This window comes from Alkalimonas sp. NCh-2 (assembly GCF_039631345.1).
Taxonomy (GTDB): Bacteria; Pseudomonadota; Gammaproteobacteria; order Enterobacterales; family Alteromonadaceae; genus Alkalimonas; species Alkalimonas mucilaginosa.
This window is the reverse complement of record NZ_JBDIUV010000007.1, coordinates 173,131-191,300: the sequence shown is the minus strand read 5'-3', so window position 1 is coordinate 191,300 and position 18,170 is coordinate 173,131. Positions and strand designations below refer to the sequence as shown.

Genomic DNA, 18,170 nt, shown 5'->3' with positions numbered 1-18,170 from the left:
AAGAAAATCATGCGCATTGCAGTGATCGGTGGTGGCATTAACGGCTTGTGCACGGCCTGGCAATTAGCGAAGGCCGGCCATCAGGTACAGCTGTTCGAGCGTGACGCACTGATGCAGGCGACCAGTCGCGCTTCTTCCAAGCTGCTGCATGGTGGCCTGCGTTATCTGGAGCAAGGTGAGTTCCGTCTGGTGCATGAAGCACTAAAAGAGCGTCGTTGGTGGCTGGATCATACCCCGCAGCTAACCCGACGCTTGCCCTTGCTCTATCCGCTTTACCGCCAAAGCCGTCGCACACGCTGGCAACTGAAAATCGGCCTTATGTTGTATGATTTATTTGCTGGCCGCAAAGGCATTGGCCGCCATCGCTGGCTAAACCCGACACAAACACTACGCTGCTCTCCGCAATTACAATCAAATGGTTTAGAAGGCGCTTATTTGTTTTTTGATGGCCAGATGGACGATTACCAGCTAGGGCTTTGGGTCGCCGCTCAGTGCCGTCAGGCAGGGGTTGATATTGTGGAGCATCAACCGGTACTGAAACTAACAACGAGTGGCGAGCTACAGTTAAACACCGGCTGGCTATCCTTTGATCGCATCATTAATGTGGCAGGGCCCTGGAGCGAAGCTTTGCTGCTGCAATCCGGCTTGCCGGTGCAACAACCACTCGATCTGGTGCGAGGCAGTCATCTGCTGCTGCCTGGCCTGGGCCGCTACGGCCATATGCTGGAAGTTCCAGGTAGTCGTCGCATCGTCTTTGCCCTGCCCTACAAGCGGCACTGCCTGCTTGGTACCACCGAAGTTCGGCAACAGCTGCACGAGCCGATTACCTGCTCCGAAACCGAACGGGATGAATTGCTGGCAGTGTACAACCTGTACTTTCAGCCGCAGGCCCAGGTAGCCGATATTCTGGATAGTTTTGCGGGCGTGCGGCCTTTATTAAAAAGCAGTGCCGATAGCAGCCGTGCCAGTCGGGAATACAGCCTGCATTGGCAACAAAAGTTGCTCACTGTCAGCGGAGGAAAGTGGACCACAGCCCGGGCTTTGGCCCGGCAGGTGCTGACACAGGTGCAACACTCAGCAGGCTAAGCATGACTACGGTCGAGGATTGCTCAATGCATGAAACGCCAGCCAACAGCCACTTAGCTGCTGGCTGATAGTGTATTAATCGTCAGCTAAAAAACAATGCTCTATGTATGCTTCGCCATCGTTGATACTCCATTCGCTTTGAGGTTTAGCTTCCATCGCTTTACACCACTTTGATGAGCCTACTGCCGGCGAGCAGCCAGCCAAGGCCAACAATGCGCTGCTTAACATCAGTATAACCAGTACCTTTTTCATTTCATGCTCCTTCTTCAGGGCTAATAGATCTTTACCAGAGGAACTCCGGTAACGCTCTCATGCACCAGCAACCGCTTCTATTCAGGCCGCCGGCCTCACTCATGGCCGCTACCTGCGTCTCTGAATCAGCTCTTGCGCATCTTCCTTAATGATTTTTATATCGCAAAGAACATGTTGCAAGCCTGGTCAGGTGCGAGCCGATCTTAAATGCCGTTAACCGGCGCTTAGCGACGATGATTCCTGTTGCGGTGGTTAGAAGCCAACATAGCCGGGTGCAAAGCCCCCCCGAATTTCAGGCTGATTTGGACAATTTTAACCCGTTTAACGATGGTAATGGCCACAAAGCGGGCGATCTTGTGTTGCAGGATGTAGCGAAATGCTGGCAAGCCAGTATCGGCATCAGCTCCTACCCAAGCAACGGGCAGGGCTGACTGTACGCAATGAGTGAAGGATCCCTACGCGCTAGTAGAACTCATCCGGATCGTCCAGTATTTTTTCTTTCACAAACTCTCCATTCTGGTATAGCCGCAACATCATGGGGGATCCTAAAAAGTACCACCACTCCTCACCATGCCTGACCGCATCTTTATAGTCGATCACCGATAGCAAGGCGCCATTTTCTTCAAACCGGAACTCACGCCCATGCAACTGTCCCTGGTTGTTAAAGTGCGAGATCCCTAGAAGGTAGCCATTAGCAGAGTAGCGACGCCACTCCCCGACTTGAACACCTGCTGCATAGCGGCCTTCCAACCTTGAGACGTCACGATAACCTTCACTGATCTTCCAGAAACCATTCCGTTTGCCATCGACATAGTGCCCTTCACTGACCAGTTGACCGTCCCGATAGGCGAGTACAGCACCATGTCGCTTGCCGTGATGGTAGTGCTCATGCAGCAACAGTTGATCATCCGCATCCAGTTGCTTACGCTCACCATGCAAACGTCCCTCTGCATCGTAGAACTCATAAAACTGGTCTGTGCCAAGATGTTGATACCAGTTGCCAATGCGTTTGCCATGGTCAAAAGTACCACTGACCCGAACCTCTCCGTCCGCATTTACCTCTCGGTAATCACCATGACGCTGCCCTTCAATATAATAAGCTTCAGTGTAACCTCTGCCCCGCTGAGCAAGAAAGGAACGCCCATGTCGTTTACGATTCAGGGTCTGGTGCCACTCCGTCAACTCACCGTCACTAGTATAGCGTTCACTTCGATACCACTGCTTATCGTCGCTGGTGGTCGTGCGTCTGGTTAACTGCCCGGACTGATTGTATTCTTCTGTCACCGTTGCCGGTCCAAAATCAGCCTGCACCGGCTCCATGTTACGCTGCATGCTGCCATCCTGGCGGAAGGTACGCTCTATCTGCACTTTGCCGTCCTGATCAAAGAGCTGATAACGGCGCAACTGACCATTGGCATACCAGAGTTCGTGCTCACCTACTCGCTGGCGATGCTTGTACTCACCCCGGCTCTTGAGCTGGCCATCATCAAAATACTCTTCCACCACACCATCCACCTGGCCATTGCGGTAGTTGCGCTGCCGCATCAGCACGCCTTCCTCATTCCAGAGCCGACTCACCCCCTCCCGATTGCCGTCAACATAGTTCACCTCGACACGCAGCTCACCATTGGGGTGATAACTCAGATCTCGGCCATGTCGTTTGTGATCCTTTACTTCTTGCTTACGCTGTAAACTGCCATCTTCAAAATAAATGGTATAAATGCCATGCACCAGGTTATCAAGGTAAGGGATCTTGCGGTGCAGCTTGCCATTTTCATGGTAGGTTTTCACTATGCCTTGATACCGGCCTTGCTGATCGCGACTGCCTTCTTGCAATAATTGTCCTGATTTAAAATACAGCCGATAGTCACCCACCTGGGTTGCCTGGCTAACATCTTTGTGATTAATAAAAGTTTCATAACGCAGCTCACCAGACAGATAATTAACCCGCATCCGATAGCCTTCGGCCAGCTCACTGATCTCTGCCAGCACATAGCTGGCTTCAGATTCATCGACCGGACGCATCTGGCCATCCAACCATACAGACCCGGCTGCAACGAATGGACTGCTCAACAATAAAACGATGGTAAAAACGATCCCTTTCACAATTCAAAGTCCTCAGATTAATCCTGGTAGGCCACCTGCGACGACGGTAAGGCCGGAAATTGGTGCACCCACTCGCGCACGATGCGATCACCAGAGGCTTCCAGCTTTTCAACACGATTTACCCGCCCGGCAATACGCAGCATGCCCTCTTCGGTTACAAAGTCGAGCAAACGAATATCTGCTAGCTTAACTCCTGGTTGACTGGCAAAACCCGGTGGTGGTACCAGGCTTAACGCTTTCTGCTGAGTATCCAAAAAACGAAACAGACGAAGTAGCTCAATCAGCTGCATGTCGGCAAATGCTTCTTGCCAGTTTTCCCCCAGCAGGGCTGAAACCGGAACCAGCCAATTTTGCTCCCCCAAGTCAAGATCAAACAGCTGCCACTCGGGCTGCCCTGCGCATTGCAAACGTACAACGGCGGTATGGTCATAAAAGAAGTTTCGCACACCGTCTTCAGTGGCTAGTTGATACACCACTTCCAGGGGTAATTGCGAATCCCGTCGCATAAAGCGTTGACGTGGTTCATGTGGCAACCAGACGATCCGGCGCCCTGCTTCCTTGATGTCTGCAGTTTGCTCCAAGGAACACAAAGCGGCCTGCTCATGACTCAATACCATGTACAACTGGGGACGCTCAAAGTCCTGTGGTGCAAGGTCGTGCAGTTCCTTCAGCTCGAATACGGGTCCTGTTGATGCGAAGTCGGTTACATTATCCTCTTCTGGAAACAGGTAGACACTAGTCAGGGGCTCCAGCTCAACAGTGCTTAGCGCAACATCCGGATTGTAAAAACGGATCTGCTTTTCTTCCAGTGACTGATCCTCTATCCGATGAGCCAGTAGCTGTAATTCATTGGGTCGCTCACCTTCAAAATACAGCGTGTGGCTAAGAGGGAAATAACCGCTAGTGACTATCGCCATTAATCGTCTGTTCCCATCCTCCAGCCAATCAGGCACATTGGCTGCTTTCATGTGTTCCACACTTCCGCTATCCGGGCCAGTTATGCGAGTACTGAAAAAAACATTTTTCGCCTGTTCCAACCTGAGGTGATAGACATCAGGCTGCTCAGTTGGCGTAAGTACCGCCCGGGCCTCACCAAATTGGACAGATGTTTCCGAGTCTTTCACCGGTAAGCGAACGATGTTGTGGGTCACAGCAAAGCGCTGTAATCGGGCTTCAATAAATGCGATCTGTTCAAGCTTTGGCACCACATCCTGCCAGCCTAATGGATAAATATCCGTGTGGGTTTGTACTGCTTTAGTCTCTGAAAACGCGAAACTAAGGGCACCAACAGAATGCAAGTCCAGCTCTATCGGATTACCAGCCTGATCATGCGCCTGCAAATTATCCACTTCAATATGACCCAGTTGGAACATATCAAAAACACCATGATTGTATTCCAGAGTAATTTTGTCGCCATTACTCTGGATACTGCCACTACGCCCCGGAAACACCTCAGCAGAGCTTGGCATATCCAAAGCAGTCAAGTCATCTGGCAACGCCCCAATATCTGCTGGCATTTGATAATCCGCCGAATAGATAAAGTCCAAATCGAAACCTGACTTCCAATCATCTGGCATCACAGCAGCCACGACCCGTACACGCCCTTCAGCAAACTCATGCTGCAGTGGCATATCCATGACCACAGCAGAACGTGTCAGCCAACCAGTGCTTCGCTCTAGCTGAATAACGCCATACAACTTGACTTCATCGTTCTCGCCCTGCAACGACAAGCCAACCTGTTGGTCGTCCAGCGACTCCACCGTTAAAGTAATCTCCGGCAACAGTTCAACCGCCGGCATCTGTTGGGTAGCCCCAAGCTTTAACGCTATACCATTGCTGTAGCCAGGCCGGCTCAGCTCATCCTGAAGCAGTTGGCGGATGGGATCAAAGCCAGAATCATCGGCATCTTCAATTTCATGGTGCACAATGAAATCCGTGACTTCACCGCTTTTTTTATCAATGACGGTGCTAACACCCGCCTCCAGGAAAGGCCATATTTTCTTTTGCCGGTAATCAGGTGTATCCAGGCTGCTGAAATTACCGTTACGAAAGCGCACCATCATAAAACGTGGGCGCATCAATACATCAAAACTGGCAGCCTGCTCGGTTACATCGTAATCCATGATCATATGGCTGTAGATCCGCTCAGAGCTGGAACCAAAAGAGTTGCTGGCTTCAATGTATGTTTCGCTAAACATCTGGTAACGGCGCTGTTCTCCGTCTTCAGGCTGGAAAGTCAGGTGTTTGGGCCGATCAGAGCAAGCCTGTACGGCCAAAGCACAACAAAAAATGAAAAGGATACGATAAACGGTCAACTTAGCTCCTTGCAAAATAAGTGTCATGTGTGAGTCAATGTATAGGATACCGTTGCTGGTCACCATGCTCAATGGCGGAAGGCCGCAGAAAGCTGAGCCGCACCTATCACAAAGCTGTTGATCGTGTTCAACTCTGGGTCCTGAAGCGGCTTTGGAACTGACGGTGGCCGCAGATATAAAAACAACACGAACAATAAGGCAATCAGTACAGCGACTAGCAGCTTCATGATTTTTCACCGGACAGGCGATTAAAGGAAGCTATAGCCAACACACCAAGTACCAGGCTAGTCACAAGAAGTAGCAACAGATGCAACCAGAGTGCATGCCCTTGCCCCATGCCGATCACGCTCAAGCCAATTTGCGATAAGTGATAACTGGGCCATAACCAACTGGCTTGCTGTAACATCGCTGGTAACAGATGAATGGGCAACCAGAGGCCGGATAAAAACGCCATTGGTAAATACAGTAAGTTGACGACGCCGGGAGCCGCTTTATCGCTTAATGTTAAGCCAAGAATCAACCCTATCAGGGCAAACGGCAGTGTACCCAGCACTAAGATGACCGCAATCAATAGCCATTGCCCGCTGAGCAACCGTACGCCGCCGAACAATGCAGCGATACTAAACAGCAGCAGAATAATCAGCAGCGAAAATACCATGGAGGTACTAAGCTTCGCCAGCAAATAAGCGGTAATCGGCATAGGGGACAGTCGTTTCAAAGTGAGCCAGCCATGGGCGCGGTCGCTGGCAATATTCATGGCAAAATTAAACATGGCCGGGCCCATAATGCCGAAACAACCATAGGTCACCAACATATAAGCGCTGTTTGCGCCCGAACTCAATACCACACCAAAAAACAGATAAAACATCAGTGGAAATGCCAGTGACGGTATCACAAAGCCAGGAGTACGCAAGATACTGAGCAGATCGTACCAGGCTTCTTTTTGATAGCTGATTCGGTGATTCATCCGGCTTGCTCCTCATAATGGGCAGGGCTCTGAGTGAGTTGCAAAAAGGCTTGCTCCAGCGCAACCTGACGCACCTCGAGCTGGCTGACCGCACTATCCTGATTCAGTAACGCTTTGACGGTTTGTTCCGCATGACTGCTATGCAAAGTAATAGTGTTATTGTCGCGGCTTAGTGTCAGCACAGCGGGCAGCGCCCTTAAGGTGGTATCATCCAGTGCGCTGCTGCATTGAATGACTTTGTAGTGCATTAAGGCTTTCAGTTCAAACGGGCTGCCATTGGCAATGATCGCTCCCTGATGCAACACCAGAATACGATCGGCCAGTTGCTCGGCTTCCTCCAGATAATGCGTGGTCAGTACCACGGCTACCCCTTGCTGCTTCAACTGCCTTATCTGTTGCCACAAATTGCGCCGGGCTTCAACATCCATGCCCAGGGTGGGTTCATCCAGCAACAGCAATTGCGGTTTTCCAGCCAAAGCCAGCGCAAACAACAAACGTTGTTTCTGGCCACCGGATAAACGGCCAAAGCGTTGATAACTGTGTTCTTCCAGCCCGGCCAGTTGAACCAGTTCAGTCGGGCTATAGCCATTTGCATAGTAGCTGCTGAACAAGTCGCACTGTTCCAGTACCGTTAAGTTGGCGCTTAAGCTACCAATTTGCATCATTACGCCTAACTTCTGACGTAGCTTAGGGCTTCGTACCAAGCCTTCTTGCACCTGACCAAACAGGCTGACCTCACCAGAGTCAACCTTAATCAGCCCCAAAACAGTTGAAATAAGAGTAGTTTTGCCAGCACCGTTTGGCCCCAGAATGCAAAGTATTTCACCAGCTGTCAGCTCCATTGTGACGTCAACCAACACCGTTTTTGCGGCATAACGTTTACTCAACTTTCTGACTTGCAGCGGCAGCGATTGCTCATCCATCAGTGGCCTCCTGCCATATTCTCCATCAGAAATTGCTGGATTTGCTTATTCAGCCACAAGGGCGCATCAGCCATAATGAAATGCTTCGAATCAGCGGCAAAAGCAAAGCGGTGCAGCGCTGTCGGCGCATTTGCCAGTTGATCTTCATAGTTAGCCTGTACCTGCTCTGGCGTGGTATAGGGAGCACCACTTTGTAAGGCGCCAAGTGTTAGCACCGGTACCCGGATAGCCGAAAGCTCTGGCCGTAAGTCAGCTTGCATTAATTCCCCCATAGCCCGGCCGCTCGTCATACCATCGGAGCGGGACATGTCGTTGACAATGCGCTGATGCCAGCTTTCGTTATTGGCCATCCCTTGAGCCATGGCCATGGGGTCAAAGCTCGCTGGTGCTGCCGGCTGATTTTCGGATACAAGGTCGGCTGTATTGTCATTGGTGTTATTGGCTGCCGCCTGCGCAAACAAAGCACCTAGTGCCGGTAAACCATCCACGTTAATGGCTGCGCCAATCTGCTCCGGTGCTCTGGCTGCCAGCGCCAGTGCGAGGTAACCACCTAGTGAATGGCCAATAACCGCCGGCTTCTCCAGTTGTTGGCCGGCAATATACTGCAAAATGGCTTGCTGTTGCGTTTGCAAATACCCCTTTTCCCAAGCGTCGGCAGGCAGTGGTTTTACCCCGGCAAAGCCAGCTAAGGTCAGAATATGTAGCTGATAATTATTTTTTAATGCTTCAACCGTGCTTTGCCAAACCTCACCAGAAGAAGCCAGGCCCGGAATTAAAATCACCGCAGGCCCCTGCCCTATAACAGTGACCTCGAAGCAAGCACAAGCTTGTTGCTGCTGCACAGCAGGCGTCGCGGCAGACAGCGCCGCTTCAGCAGGCAGGCTGAGCAAGCTACCGGTTAAGCCTAATAGCAATACCAGCTGGCGTACGGAAGTATTTAACTGTTTCATGGTGCTTTCCTCAGTTGTGATTCATGTCAGTAAGGTCAGCTTAAGTGACAATGGCAGCCTATACAGGTAACGGATGTCACCAATAGTGGCTGACAATTGCCATGCCGTCCTATGACATTTGTCACTGGCACTCCACTAATGGGAGTGATTACACTAACAGCCAGCGAACCGCCGGAGTTATCCATGATGCCAAACGACAAACTGCCTCAAAAGATGAGTTGGGCCTATCTGGTAAACTTAATTTTTTACCTTATTCCACAATTTACGGTGAAGTTTGCTCTATGGCAGTACCTGGCAATGGCCGTTGCACTGGTGCTGTTTTTGCTGTGTTATTTTTGGGCCTATCGTTGTCACCGCAGTGAAATGCACTGGCCTATTTTAGGGATCTTACTAGTGGCTACCATGATTACACCGATAAACCCAGGTTCAATTTCGATGTTTTCTTTCGCTGGTTTTTTCATCGGCTACGCTAATCGCTTGCGCCGTTACTTACTGTCTTTAGCGGGGCTGGTTAGCCTATTGATAGTATTAAACTTCGTATTCACCCTTCATTGGCCCTACTTTTTGCATTTCGGCATTCCTGTGGTGATGGCGGTAAGTTTCCTCGGTTGGACGGAGCAGACACATGTGCTACAGCGTCTGGCAAAACAACAAAGCGAAGACGAAATTAAACAACTAGCAGCCATGGTGGAACGCGAACGTATTGCTCGTGACTTGCATGATATTCTTGGCCACACCTTATCCAGTATCATTTTAAAAGCGGATCTGGCAGAAAAGTTGCTGAGCCATAAACAAACAAACGAGGCACAACAGCAACTGACTGAATTAAGCCAGATAGCTCGAGATGCTCTAAGCCAGGTGCGTCAAAGCGTTTCGGGGTACAAACATCAGGGGCTAACCACGGAAGTAAGTAAATTACTTAGCCGGTTACGAGACGCCGGTTTTCAGGCAGAACTTACAGGCGATTTGCCGGAGTTGAGTCGCCGACAGGAAACCGCTGTTATTCTTGCCCTGACAGAACTGGTTACTAATGTGATCCGCCATAGCCGTGGGGATTACTGCCAACTGCAATGTAGTCAGCAGGCTGACCAGCTAACGATCAGTCTGACCGATAATGGCCATTGCTCAGCAGTACACGAAGGCAACGGCATCACCGGTTTACGCGAGCGATTGGCAGCACTTGGCGGCTCACTCAATTTCTCCCTGACTGGAGGCGTCTGTGCCTGTATCAAATTGCCCCATAGTGATGAGAGTACCGCATGAATATTCTTTTAGCAGAAGATCAAGCCATGATCCGCACCGCACTTGCCAGCTTGTTGCGTCTGGAAGCTGGTTATCAGGTCACAGAAGCAGCTGATGGTAAAGCAGCCTTGGCCCTGTTAAAACAACAAGCGTTTGATTTGCTGCTCAGCGATATTGAAATGCCAGGTTTAACCGGTATCGAGCTGGCTCGGCATGTACAGCAACACAAGCTCGCCACTAAGGTGATTATTATTACCACCTTTGGCAGGGCTGGTTATGTCAAACGTGCGATGGATACAGGTGTTGGTGGTTTTTTATTAAAGGACGCGCCGGTAGAGCAACTGGTGCAGGCCATTCATCAGGTGATGGCTGGCAAAAAGGTGGTCGATAGCGAACTACTGCTTAACTCACTGGGAGAACAAGACCCACTTTCAGAGAAAGAGCGGCAGGCACTGCGACTGGCGGCAGAAGGCAAAAGCAGCAGCGAAATTGCCAGTGCACTCTATGTTGCCGAAGGCACAGCACGTAACTACTTGTCGGAAGCCATCAGTAAGCTCAATGCCAGTAACCGTATTGATGCAGCGCGTATTGCCCGGCAAAAGGGCTGGTTGTAGCAGCCCCGGCCATTAAAAAGCGTCTACCTACCCATTACCCCAACAGCATCCACAATGCCACGCCAAACATCAGGCTGGCACCAATACGGTTTAAGTACTGAATACGATTGGCTTTGCCAAAGAAAAGTGCCAGTGCTTTGCCCCCACTGGCATACAACAACATCGACATGAACTCCAACACCAGGATAATAACCACCAGGATTAGCAATTGTGGCCAGAATGCAAATTGGCTATCAATAAAGGGCGGCAGTAATGCCATATGAAAAGCCCAGCCCTTGGGGTTAGCCACTGCGGTAATAACCCCCTGGCTAAACAAAGTACGTCTGGGTATTAACTGAGGTACCAGCCCCGCATGCTGTAAGGCCAGTTTCCCTTTGGCTTGCCACATTTGCAGACCAATGTAAGCCAGGTAACAAGCACCAACAACTTTAAGCCATTGAAATACTGCTGGGAACTGAAGCATGATAGCAGCCACCCCACAGACAGCCAGAATTGCGACCAATGCTACGCCCAGCATTTCACCCCACATCATCCAGCAAGTACGACGCACCCCCTGGCTCATGCCCAAAGTCATCGCCAGAGTCATGCACATACCCGGTGTCACCGAGACAAACAAAAATGTCGGAATAAAAACAGCCAACAGGGCCAGATTCACCATAGCAACCTCAGCAACGGAACAGCGCTATTCTGGCGACTTGTGCGCAAGGCAGCAACAGGCTTAATCAGCGATTTTAGTCAACTGAGCGCAGAGCTCGCCGGCAGCATGAAATAACAAGGTTATTTCGCTAATTGATTGGCAAAATCATGGTTCACATCACGATGCCCTGCTTCATCTTTACGCACCGCTATCACAACGTCGCGCAGCCGGGCATCAGCCGGAAGTTGCCAGTAATCAATAGCGATCTGCGGTGCAGCACCATTGTCGATTGCACCGCTGTCTATCTCTGCCAGATAACAGCTGTAGCTATACACGGCTTCTTCTTCAAAATAACCGACCAAACGATGCGCTGTTTTTGCCGACAGAATGTATAAAATTAAAAAACCGGTAAAAAACAGCCCCTGCGCCAATAAAATCAGCGCACGCTCGAACCAGTTCGGCTTGGCAATTTCAATAAAAGTCATCAGATGCATGCGTTCATTTTCAGCTTCATCCAACAGCACCCGGATCCAGCCGTTATCATGCTCCATCCGGCGCAAGCTGCGCATATGCCGCAGCATACCAGCAACCATGCCAGGTACCCCGGCGACTGTTTCTAAAATAACGGCACGGTGGCCATAGCGTTTGGCAAAAAAAGTATCTGCGCAAAAGCGCAGCATTTTAGTGAGTCGATAAGCAATCCGATCAGACAAGTTCTGCGGGCGATGGTGACTGGCTAAAGGATCCGACGGGTTATGGTTTTCCTCAGGCATGCACGCCTCCTTGTTGCTAACTGTTTTCATAGTATCGCAAAAGTACCTGAACCCTGGCTGAGGACAGCACAACAAAAGGTGATAAAAACAACGTAATATCTTTTAAAGTTTTTTAATAATAGCTACTTATATACCCTAGAGGACATAATTCAGAGGAGCTGCCAGATCGCAAATTACTGCCAGAGAGCAGCAGTATCAGATGCACCACGTCAGAATCAATTATTCCAACAAAAATAAAATTTAGATTATAAAGAATTGCAAAAAACACAATCCATGTTAGTTTAGTAGCTATGAACTTTCAGTTTTTGTCCGCAGGCAAGCGCCTTCTTATGGATTAGCAACTTGGCAATCCATTTCATAACGACAAGACATTTGAGCTGACTAAAGTGGTGAAACAATGACAACATACATCTTAGGTGTCGATGGCGGCGGAACCAAAACTATCGCCAGGTTAGTAAATACAGACACAGGCCAGAGCTGGCAGTGCCTTGGTGGCCCATCCTCCTTATCGCTGGGTGTAGATTCAGCCGTCAAAACCATTGTGCAACAAGGCAGCGAGCTTGCCAGACAAGCAGGCATCGCATTGTCCGACATCTCCCTATTATGTGGTCTGGCGGGCTCCAGCGAGCAAAGCCTCTGCCTGGCCGCACAACACGCCTTGCAAGCCAGCTTTTATCAGGTAGAAATTTGCAGCGATGCGAAAACATCAGCCTGGGGTGCTAATCATGGACAGCCGGTTGCGGTAGTCGCTCTTGGCACTGGTTCAGTCGCCATGACACTGAGTAATCAAGGCATTGAAACACTGATTGGTGGCTGGGGATTGTTGGTTGGTGACGAAGGCAGTGGAGCCAGATTTGGCCTGCATGCCATCAATACCATGCTGTGGGAAATGGATAGCGGGCAAGAGCTCTCCGCTACCGGGCGTTTACTCAGCGAGCAGGTGGGGTATGAACGCAGTGACATACTGTCCTGGCTACGCGCCGCAAAAAGCACCGATTTCGCTGCTCTTCTGCCTGCTATTTGGCCATGGCAATCCCGCTGCCCTGTGGCTCAAGCATTGGTGCAACAACACCTGCAAGCAGTGGTCCGTATTATTCAAACACTGGATCCCAAACTACCTTTGATGCTGATCGGTGGGCTGGCCGCTCTCACAGCGCCATTATTGCCTGCCCACATCCAGCAACGACTGCAACCGGCTTTGGGGGACGCCTTAGATGGTGCCTGTCTACTGGCCAGGCATTTGTTTGTGCCCATCAGCTCTGACGCCAGAGTCGGCTTCGCCAGGCAGGCTTAGCAAGCGCGCATAAACCAGGCACAGATGCCCCCAGCGTTGTATTATCTGGCAGCAGCGCGATAATCGAGCAGCGCCTGATTCGAGGCTTCCAGCATTTTTCTGCCTTTATCCGACGATTGTGTCAGTAAAATAAACAGGGTATCAATCACCAGCTCCTGCGCTGTACGTGCCAGGATGGATGACAAGCGCGCAGACGTTTCATCTGCCACCGTATGCAGGCATACATCCGCCAAACGACTGATGCTGTTACTGCCATAGCCCGTTAAGCTGATTATTTGCACTTGATTGGCTCTGGCATGTTTTGCTGTAGCAATGACTTCAGGCGTTTCGCCTGACTCACTGATCACAAACAACAAGTCATCCTGGCTGTAGTTTGCCACATTTGCCAGCTGCACATGGGTATCGCTTTCGGTCAGCGCCGCCATCCCCAGCTTTTGCAGTTTCAGTGTCAAATCCCGGGCGACCAGTGCCGAAGCGCCAATACCACACAGCATGATGCGTTTAGCCGTCAGCAACTTTTGACAAGCCAGCTCAAAGGTTTGCTGGCTATTAATGGCACGGGTATTGTGCAACACCGTCACTTTACTGGCGACCAGCTTATCTGCCGTCACGTCAAAGTTATCGTCGAGCGAAATCTGACCATGCAATTGAACCGATGGCTTTTCGGTTGTCTGGTGCAGGCTGTCGTTTAAGGCAAATTTAAAATCGGTATAACCCTTATTGCCCAGCTTTTGCGTAAACTTCACCACGCTGGCCTGACTGACCCCAGCCGTTTCAGCCAAAGTACGCGAAGACATGTAACGTATTTGATCCGGGTTGGAAAGAATAAAGTCTGCCAACAACTTCTCACCTGGCGAGAATAAATCACGCAAGACATTGATCTTATGAAGAATAGACATGATATTTCATCATTTATAACAAAGTGCAATCATTGTAGAGTATCAGAAATCATTTTTCATCCATTACAGTACCTGGTGCCTGTTGGCGGAGCTGCTGCTGTTTAACGGCTCACTTCTTCCAACAAGTAAAGTATCGATTGATAAGGCAGGCCGCTGTGCTCGGTGAGGCCAATTTCACAGGTCCGGCTATTGCTGTAGCCACGCTGGCAACCCGATGGAATTTGCTGTTTCAGTGTGCGCAGTGCATGAGCATTTAGCCCAGGCAGAGTAAAGCCTTTATCGCCGGCAAAACCACAACAGTCGATATCTGCCGGAATCACAACCTGCTCAGCACAGGCTTTGGTTAAAGCCACTAACTGATCGGCACTACCACGACGCTGCGTGCTGCAGGTAACATGCAAGACTACCGGTTCGGTTTGCTTGTTTATAGTCAGCGCCGGTAACGCCTTTTGGTATAAAAACTCGGCTAATTCAAACAGCTCAAAATCCGGCTGACCTGCTTGCAGTTGCAAGGCACAAGGGGCTGCATCGGTGATCACCATCAATGGTTTAGCCGGCATAGCTTGCTGCAGCTGCTGTATCGTCTGGCTGCGCTTGCGTTCGGCCAGTTCGCGCCAGCCTTTGCTATCCCATGGTTGGCCGCAGCAAAGGTCATTCAGTTTGTCTGGTACCAGCAACTGAAAACCAGCGCGCTGCAGCACAATGGACAACACTGTGGGTATATCACGCGGATCGGCTGCCTGCCTGTCTGGAGAGAAAATCCGATTGGCACAACTTGGAAAGTAAAGGACAGGTGTTAATTGCGATGCCGTTGCTGCAGGCAGTTTCACCTTGCTGGCACCGCTTGGCCAAGCGCCATAGTAATAAGGCAAAGCCGGCGCAAAACGACGTAAGCTACGGGAAGCAGCACCCACAGCTGCAACACCAAGCATATTGCGGGCAACGCCTGCGCTATTCAATGCAAAACGAGCCAACTGACTGGCGGCAGAAAAATGATTGGCAGCCCAGACAGCGACCTTCGGCACAGGTTTGGCGGCCGCCCGCAATGTTTTGATATAGTCACCGGTATTGATCCCCACCGGGCAGCGACTGGCGCACAGGCCTGTTGCCGCGCAGCTATCAATACCAGCATGCTGATACGCAGCACGCGCCTCAGTAAGTTCGGTGCCGGCTAAGGCTTGCATCTGACGCTGCATCGCGATGCGTTGTCGTGGCGTCAGGCTGAACTCCTGCGATGGGCATACCGCTTCGCAAAAGCCGCACTCAATGCATTTGTCGATGATTCCATCAACCGCCGGCAGCATTTTTAGGTTGGCTAAGTGCGCATTCGCATCCGTATTAAGAATAACACCTGGGTTTAAGATACCAAGCGGATCAAACAACTGCTTAATACGCCGCATAATCTGGTAGGCATCATCGCCCCATTCCAGGGCCACAAAAGGGGCCATATTACGGCCAGTGCCGTGTTCAGCTTTTAAAGAGCCCTGAAAATCTACCGCCACCATCTGGCTAACCTCGGCCATAAAGTCCGCATAGCGCTGTTTCTGCTGCCCGGTATCAAAGGCCTGGGTAAACACAAAGTGGAGATTGCCTTCCAGAGCATGCCCAAAAATAATGGCTTCATCATAGCCATAGCGGCTAAAGAGACGCTGCAGTGCTGCCACACCTTCCGCTAAGCGCTCTATCGGAAATGCAACATCTTCAATAATCACGGTAGTGCCGGTGGCACGCACAGCACCGACCGCAGGAAAAGTACCTTTACGAATATTCCACAAGGCAGCATTGCGACTGGCATCGCGGCTAAATACAACCTCTGCGACCAGGCTTGGACGATAAGCTGACAATACGTTATTAACCGCTTTGATATGCTGCTGCAGCAGCTCTTCGGTGGTAGCAGCTACTTCAATCAATAAAGCCGCTGCGTTAGCAGGTAACGAAGCAATATCCGGCATACCAGGTTTATCAGCCACACTTTGCAATGCTCTGAAATCCAGTAACTCAACGGCCTCGACCGGGCAACTACTAAGCAAGGAAACACTCTCACAGCAGGCTTGCAAGCTATCGAATACAAAAAAACCCGTGGCTCTGTAAGGATCTTGCGGCACCGTTTGATAGGTGATGTCGGCAATAAAACCCAGTGTCCCTTCGGAGCCAATCATCAGATGCTTCAGGATATCCAGCGGGTCTGTATAATCCACCAGCGCATTGAGGCCATAACCGGTGGTGTTTTTTAGCCGGTATTTATGGCGTATCCGGTTTTGTAACGCCTCATTGGCATTGACTTCGGCTGCCAGCGCCTGCAAAGCATCCAACAGCTCCCGGTTGCGAAGCTGAAAATCAGCAACACTCTTTGGGCAGGACGTATCCAGCACAGTGCCATCGGCCAGCACCAGCGTCATATCCTGTACCGTATGGTAGCTGTTGTGTTTCACACCACAGCACATGCCGGATGCATTATTGGCTGCGATGCCCCCCACTTTACAACTGTTGATGGAGGCCGGATCCGGCCCAATCTTCCGGCCATAGGGCTGTAATAATTGATTGGCTTTAGCCCCAATCACACCAGCTTGCAGCCAGATTTTCGCGCCATCATCAATGACTCTGGCAGCTTGCCAATGATCCGACAGTAACAGCAGGACCGAATCCGAAATGGCCTGGCCAGACAAACTGGTCCCCGCAGCCCGAAAGGTCACAGCAATCTGCATCTCACTGGCTCGTTGCAACACGGCCACCACTTGCTGCAGGTTATGTGCCCGCACCACCAGTTGTGGCAGCAAATAATAAAAGCTGGCATCACCACTGTATGCCATGCGCCGGGGTAAGTCGGCAAACACATCCGGGGCATCATTCAAGGCTTCGAGCAGAAGCTGAAAATCCCGGTACTTCTGCTGCAAAACTGCAGGGTGGTGGTTGCTCATGGCCTGGCCTTTATCAAAGAATCAGATTCACTGTTAAGGATAAAGCAAATACGGCGCACGGTTTTGCTTAAATTCAGTCAGATCAGCCTGCCAACTTGCTTTGATTTCATCCTCAGATAGCCCTTGCTCAATAGCAAGCCGTAGCCTATCCGTGCCAGCCAGCTTATCCATAAAGTCAGCCGCCGTGAAAAAAGGCTCACCTGCTTCCGCAAATACCTGATGCCACTGGATCAGGTAACTTAATTGCAATCCTTCAACCGGTGTCTGCCGCAGGTCCTGGCCGTAAACCCTTTGATCTTTAAACTTAGGATGACTTGCCGCACCAGGAATGGAGCGAGGCGTAAACGAGAAAGGGGGCTCACTGTCCGACACATACAGTGTTGGATGGCCAATGACCTGAAAAGGAAAATCGGTACCACGCCCTTCACTGACCGGAGTCGCTTCAAAAAAGCAGAGGGAAGCATAAGCACGAATGGATTGGTGGTTCGGCAAGTTGGGGCTTGGCCGAACCGGCAGCTCATAGCGCATGGTTCGTTGGTAATTCAGCATGGGTACCAGGTGCAGCTCCAGTGGACTACTGGTATCCAGCCAGCCTTCCCCCAGGATCATCTGTGCCAGCTCAGCCACCGTCATACCGTGCAACAGTGGAATGCGATGCATGCCAACAAAAGAGCGAAACTTTTCGTCAAGCAATGGCCCATCGACAAATTCACCATTTGGATTTGGTCTGTCTAGTACAATAAAAGGAATACCCCGCTCACTGGCCGCTTCCATCATATAGTGCATAGAACTGATGTAGGTATAAAAGCGGGCTCCAACATCCTGAATATCGAACAGCACCACATCCAAATCGCTCATTGCAGCCTCAGATGGCTTTCTTGAACTGCCATAAATGGAGTAAATCTCTACGCCAGTCGCGGTATCTATACCAGCGGCGACATGAGCACCGGCATCATGATCGCCCCGAAAGCCATGCTCTGGGGCAAAGATACGCTGCACCCTGACCTGCTGGCTTAGTAAGTAATCCACCAGATGCTGTTGTTGATGCATGGATGTCTGGTTCACCACCAATCCGACGCGCTTACCGGCCAACAGCGGCAAAAACCGATCCGCTTGTTCAACGCCGAGCACCAGTTTATCTTCGTGCGTATCTGGCTGCGAAGGCGCGGGACTGCATGCTGCAAGCAGCAGCAT

At 50.8% G+C, this 18,170-nt stretch carries 16 protein-coding genes; 5 read left to right on the top strand and 11 right to left on the bottom strand.

Features of this window, described 5'->3' with window-relative positions; genetic code table 11:
• Nucleotides 1-9 precede the first annotated feature (9 nt).
• Complete coding sequence (locus ABC502_RS16635) at nt 10-1,086, top strand: FAD-dependent oxidoreductase (protein ID WP_345916753.1); 1,077 nt, start codon at nt 10-12, stop codon at nt 1,084-1,086.
• Nucleotides 1,087-1,161: 75 nt separating this feature from the next.
• On the opposite strand, the gene ABC502_RS16630 is transcribed toward ABC502_RS16635, so the two are convergent.
• Nucleotides 1,162-1,338: a DUF3012 domain-containing protein gene (locus tag ABC502_RS16630; protein ID WP_330088599.1), complete on the bottom strand. Its 177-nt coding sequence runs from the start codon at nt 1,336-1,338 to the stop codon at nt 1,162-1,164.
• A gap of 233 nt (nt 1,339-1,571) precedes the next feature.
• Here ABC502_RS16630 and ABC502_RS16625 point away from each other — a divergent pair, with 233 nt between their 5' ends.
• Nucleotides 1,572-1,769 (top strand): diguanylate cyclase, encoded by a 198-nt coding sequence (locus tag ABC502_RS16625; protein WP_345916699.1) that lies wholly within the window; start codon nt 1,572-1,574, stop codon nt 1,767-1,769.
• 31 nt (nt 1,770-1,800) lie between these two features.
• Here the strand turns inward: ABC502_RS16625 and ABC502_RS16620 are convergent, their stop codons facing one another.
• The 5 genes from ABC502_RS16620 to ABC502_RS16600 all read right to left on the bottom strand — a co-directional run bounded on the left by ABC502_RS16620 (nt 1,801) and on the right by ABC502_RS16600 (nt 8,599).
• Nucleotides 1,801-3,444 carry a hypothetical protein gene (locus ABC502_RS16620; protein ID WP_345916698.1) on the bottom strand — a complete coding sequence of 548 codons (1,644 nt, stop codon included), beginning with the start codon at nt 3,442-3,444 and terminating at the stop codon, nt 1,801-1,803.
• A 17-nt stretch (nt 3,445-3,461) separates the two neighbouring features.
• Nucleotides 3,462-5,759 (bottom strand): hypothetical protein, encoded by a 2,298-nt coding sequence (locus ABC502_RS16615; protein WP_345916697.1) that lies wholly within the window; start codon nt 5,757-5,759, stop codon nt 3,462-3,464.
• Nucleotides 5,760-5,982: 223 nt separating this feature from the next.
• Complete coding sequence (locus tag ABC502_RS16610; RefSeq protein ID WP_345916696.1) at nt 5,983-6,726, bottom strand: ABC transporter permease; 744 nt, start codon at nt 6,724-6,726, stop codon at nt 5,983-5,985.
• Nucleotides 6,723-7,649: an ABC transporter ATP-binding protein gene (locus tag ABC502_RS16605; protein ID WP_345916695.1), complete on the bottom strand. Its 927-nt coding sequence runs from the start codon at nt 7,647-7,649 to the stop codon at nt 6,723-6,725. Before ABC502_RS16605 ends, ABC502_RS16610 begins: the two co-directional genes overlap by 4 nt.
• A complete protein-coding gene (locus tag ABC502_RS16600; protein ID WP_330088593.1) occupies nt 7,649-8,599 on the bottom strand; it encodes an alpha/beta hydrolase in 951 nt (316 codons plus the stop codon). The genes ABC502_RS16605 and ABC502_RS16600 overlap by 1 nt, the downstream gene beginning before the upstream one ends.
• 183 nt (nt 8,600-8,782) lie before the next feature.
• On the opposite strand from ABC502_RS16600, the gene ABC502_RS16595 reads away from it, so the two are divergent.
• The gene (locus tag ABC502_RS16595; protein ID WP_345916694.1) at nt 8,783-9,862 is read left to right on the top strand and encodes a sensor histidine kinase; all 1,080 of its coding nucleotides are present in this window, start codon (nt 8,783-8,785) and stop codon (nt 9,860-9,862) included.
• On the top strand, nt 9,859-10,455 hold the full coding sequence (locus ABC502_RS16590; protein ID WP_330088591.1) for a response regulator transcription factor: 597 nt from the start codon (nt 9,859-9,861) through the stop codon (nt 10,453-10,455). The genes ABC502_RS16595 and ABC502_RS16590 overlap by 4 nt, the downstream gene beginning before the upstream one ends.
• Nucleotides 10,456-10,489: 34 nt before the next feature.
• On the opposite strand, the gene ABC502_RS16585 is transcribed toward ABC502_RS16590, so the two are convergent.
• Together ABC502_RS16585 and ABC502_RS16580 are read right to left on the bottom strand one after the other, a co-directional pair.
• Nucleotides 10,490-11,113: a LysE family translocator gene (locus ABC502_RS16585; protein WP_345916693.1), complete on the bottom strand. Its 624-nt coding sequence runs from the start codon at nt 11,111-11,113 to the stop codon at nt 10,490-10,492.
• Between the two features lie 119 nt (nt 11,114-11,232).
• Complete coding sequence (locus tag ABC502_RS16580; RefSeq protein WP_345916692.1) at nt 11,233-11,865, bottom strand: alternative oxidase; 633 nt, start codon at nt 11,863-11,865, stop codon at nt 11,233-11,235.
• Nucleotides 11,866-12,262: 397 nt separating this feature from the next.
• Between ABC502_RS16580 and ABC502_RS16575 the strand changes: the two genes are divergently transcribed.
• Nucleotides 12,263-13,159: a BadF/BadG/BcrA/BcrD ATPase family protein gene (locus ABC502_RS16575; protein ID WP_345916691.1), complete on the top strand. Its 897-nt coding sequence runs from the start codon at nt 12,263-12,265 to the stop codon at nt 13,157-13,159.
• A 41-nt stretch (nt 13,160-13,200) separates the two neighbouring features.
• Here the strand turns inward: ABC502_RS16575 and ABC502_RS16570 are convergent, their stop codons facing one another.
• The 3 genes from ABC502_RS16570 to ABC502_RS16560 all read right to left on the bottom strand — a co-directional run bounded on the left by ABC502_RS16570 (nt 13,201) and on the right by ABC502_RS16560 (nt 18,170).
• A complete protein-coding gene (locus ABC502_RS16570; RefSeq protein ID WP_345916690.1) occupies nt 13,201-14,058 on the bottom strand; it encodes a MurR/RpiR family transcriptional regulator in 858 nt (285 codons plus the stop codon).
• Nucleotides 14,059-14,159: 101 nt separating this feature from the next.
• Nucleotides 14,160-16,976, bottom strand: coding sequence for an FAD-binding and (Fe-S)-binding domain-containing protein (locus tag ABC502_RS16565; RefSeq protein ID WP_345916689.1), 2,817 nt, complete (start codon nt 16,974-16,976; stop codon nt 14,160-14,162).
• A gap of 33 nt (nt 16,977-17,009) precedes the next feature.
• A complete protein-coding gene (locus ABC502_RS16560) occupies nt 17,010-18,170 on the bottom strand; it encodes a DUF1343 domain-containing protein (RefSeq protein ID WP_345916752.1) in 1,161 nt (386 codons plus the stop codon).

Bases quoted from the DNA above. Each gene is read 5' to 3' on its own strand.
- ABC502_RS16570 (WP_345916690.1), bottom strand. From the start codon at position 14,058: ATGTCTATTCTTCATAAGATCAATGTCTTGCGTGATTTATTCTCGCCA.
- ABC502_RS16595 (WP_345916694.1), top strand. From the start codon at position 8,783: ATGATGCCAAACGACAAACTGCCTCAAAAGATGAGTTGGGCCTATCTG.
- ABC502_RS16590 (WP_330088591.1), top strand. From the start codon at position 9,859: ATGAATATTCTTTTAGCAGAAGATCAAGCCATGATCCGCACCGCACTT.
- ABC502_RS16610 (WP_345916696.1), bottom strand. From the start codon at position 6,726: ATGAATCACCGAATCAGCTATCAAAAAGAAGCCTGGTACGATCTGCTC.
- ABC502_RS16605 (WP_345916695.1), bottom strand. From the start codon at position 7,649: ATGGATGAGCAATCGCTGCCGCTGCAAGTCAGAAAGTTGAGTAAACGT.
- ABC502_RS16575 (WP_345916691.1), top strand. From the start codon at position 12,263: ATGACAACATACATCTTAGGTGTCGATGGCGGCGGAACCAAAACTATC.
- ABC502_RS16560 (WP_345916752.1), bottom strand. From the start codon at position 18,170: ATGCTGCTGCTTGCAGCATGCAGTCCCGCGCCTTCGCAGCCAGATACG.
- ABC502_RS16565 (WP_345916689.1), bottom strand. From the start codon at position 16,976: ATGAGCAACCACCACCCTGCAGTTTTGCAGCAGAAGTACCGGGATTTT.
- ABC502_RS16580 (WP_345916692.1), bottom strand. From the start codon at position 11,865: ATGCCTGAGGAAAACCATAACCCGTCGGATCCTTTAGCCAGTCACCAT.
- ABC502_RS16625 (WP_345916699.1), top strand. From the start codon at position 1,572: ATGATTCCTGTTGCGGTGGTTAGAAGCCAACATAGCCGGGTGCAAAGC.
- ABC502_RS16600 (WP_330088593.1), bottom strand. From the start codon at position 8,599: ATGAAACAGTTAAATACTTCCGTACGCCAGCTGGTATTGCTATTAGGC.
- ABC502_RS16630 (WP_330088599.1), bottom strand. From the start codon at position 1,338: ATGAAAAAGGTACTGGTTATACTGATGTTAAGCAGCGCATTGTTGGCC.
- ABC502_RS16635 (WP_345916753.1), top strand. From the start codon at position 10: ATGCGCATTGCAGTGATCGGTGGTGGCATTAACGGCTTGTGCACGGCC.
- ABC502_RS16585 (WP_345916693.1), bottom strand. From the start codon at position 11,113: ATGGTGAATCTGGCCCTGTTGGCTGTTTTTATTCCGACATTTTTGTTT.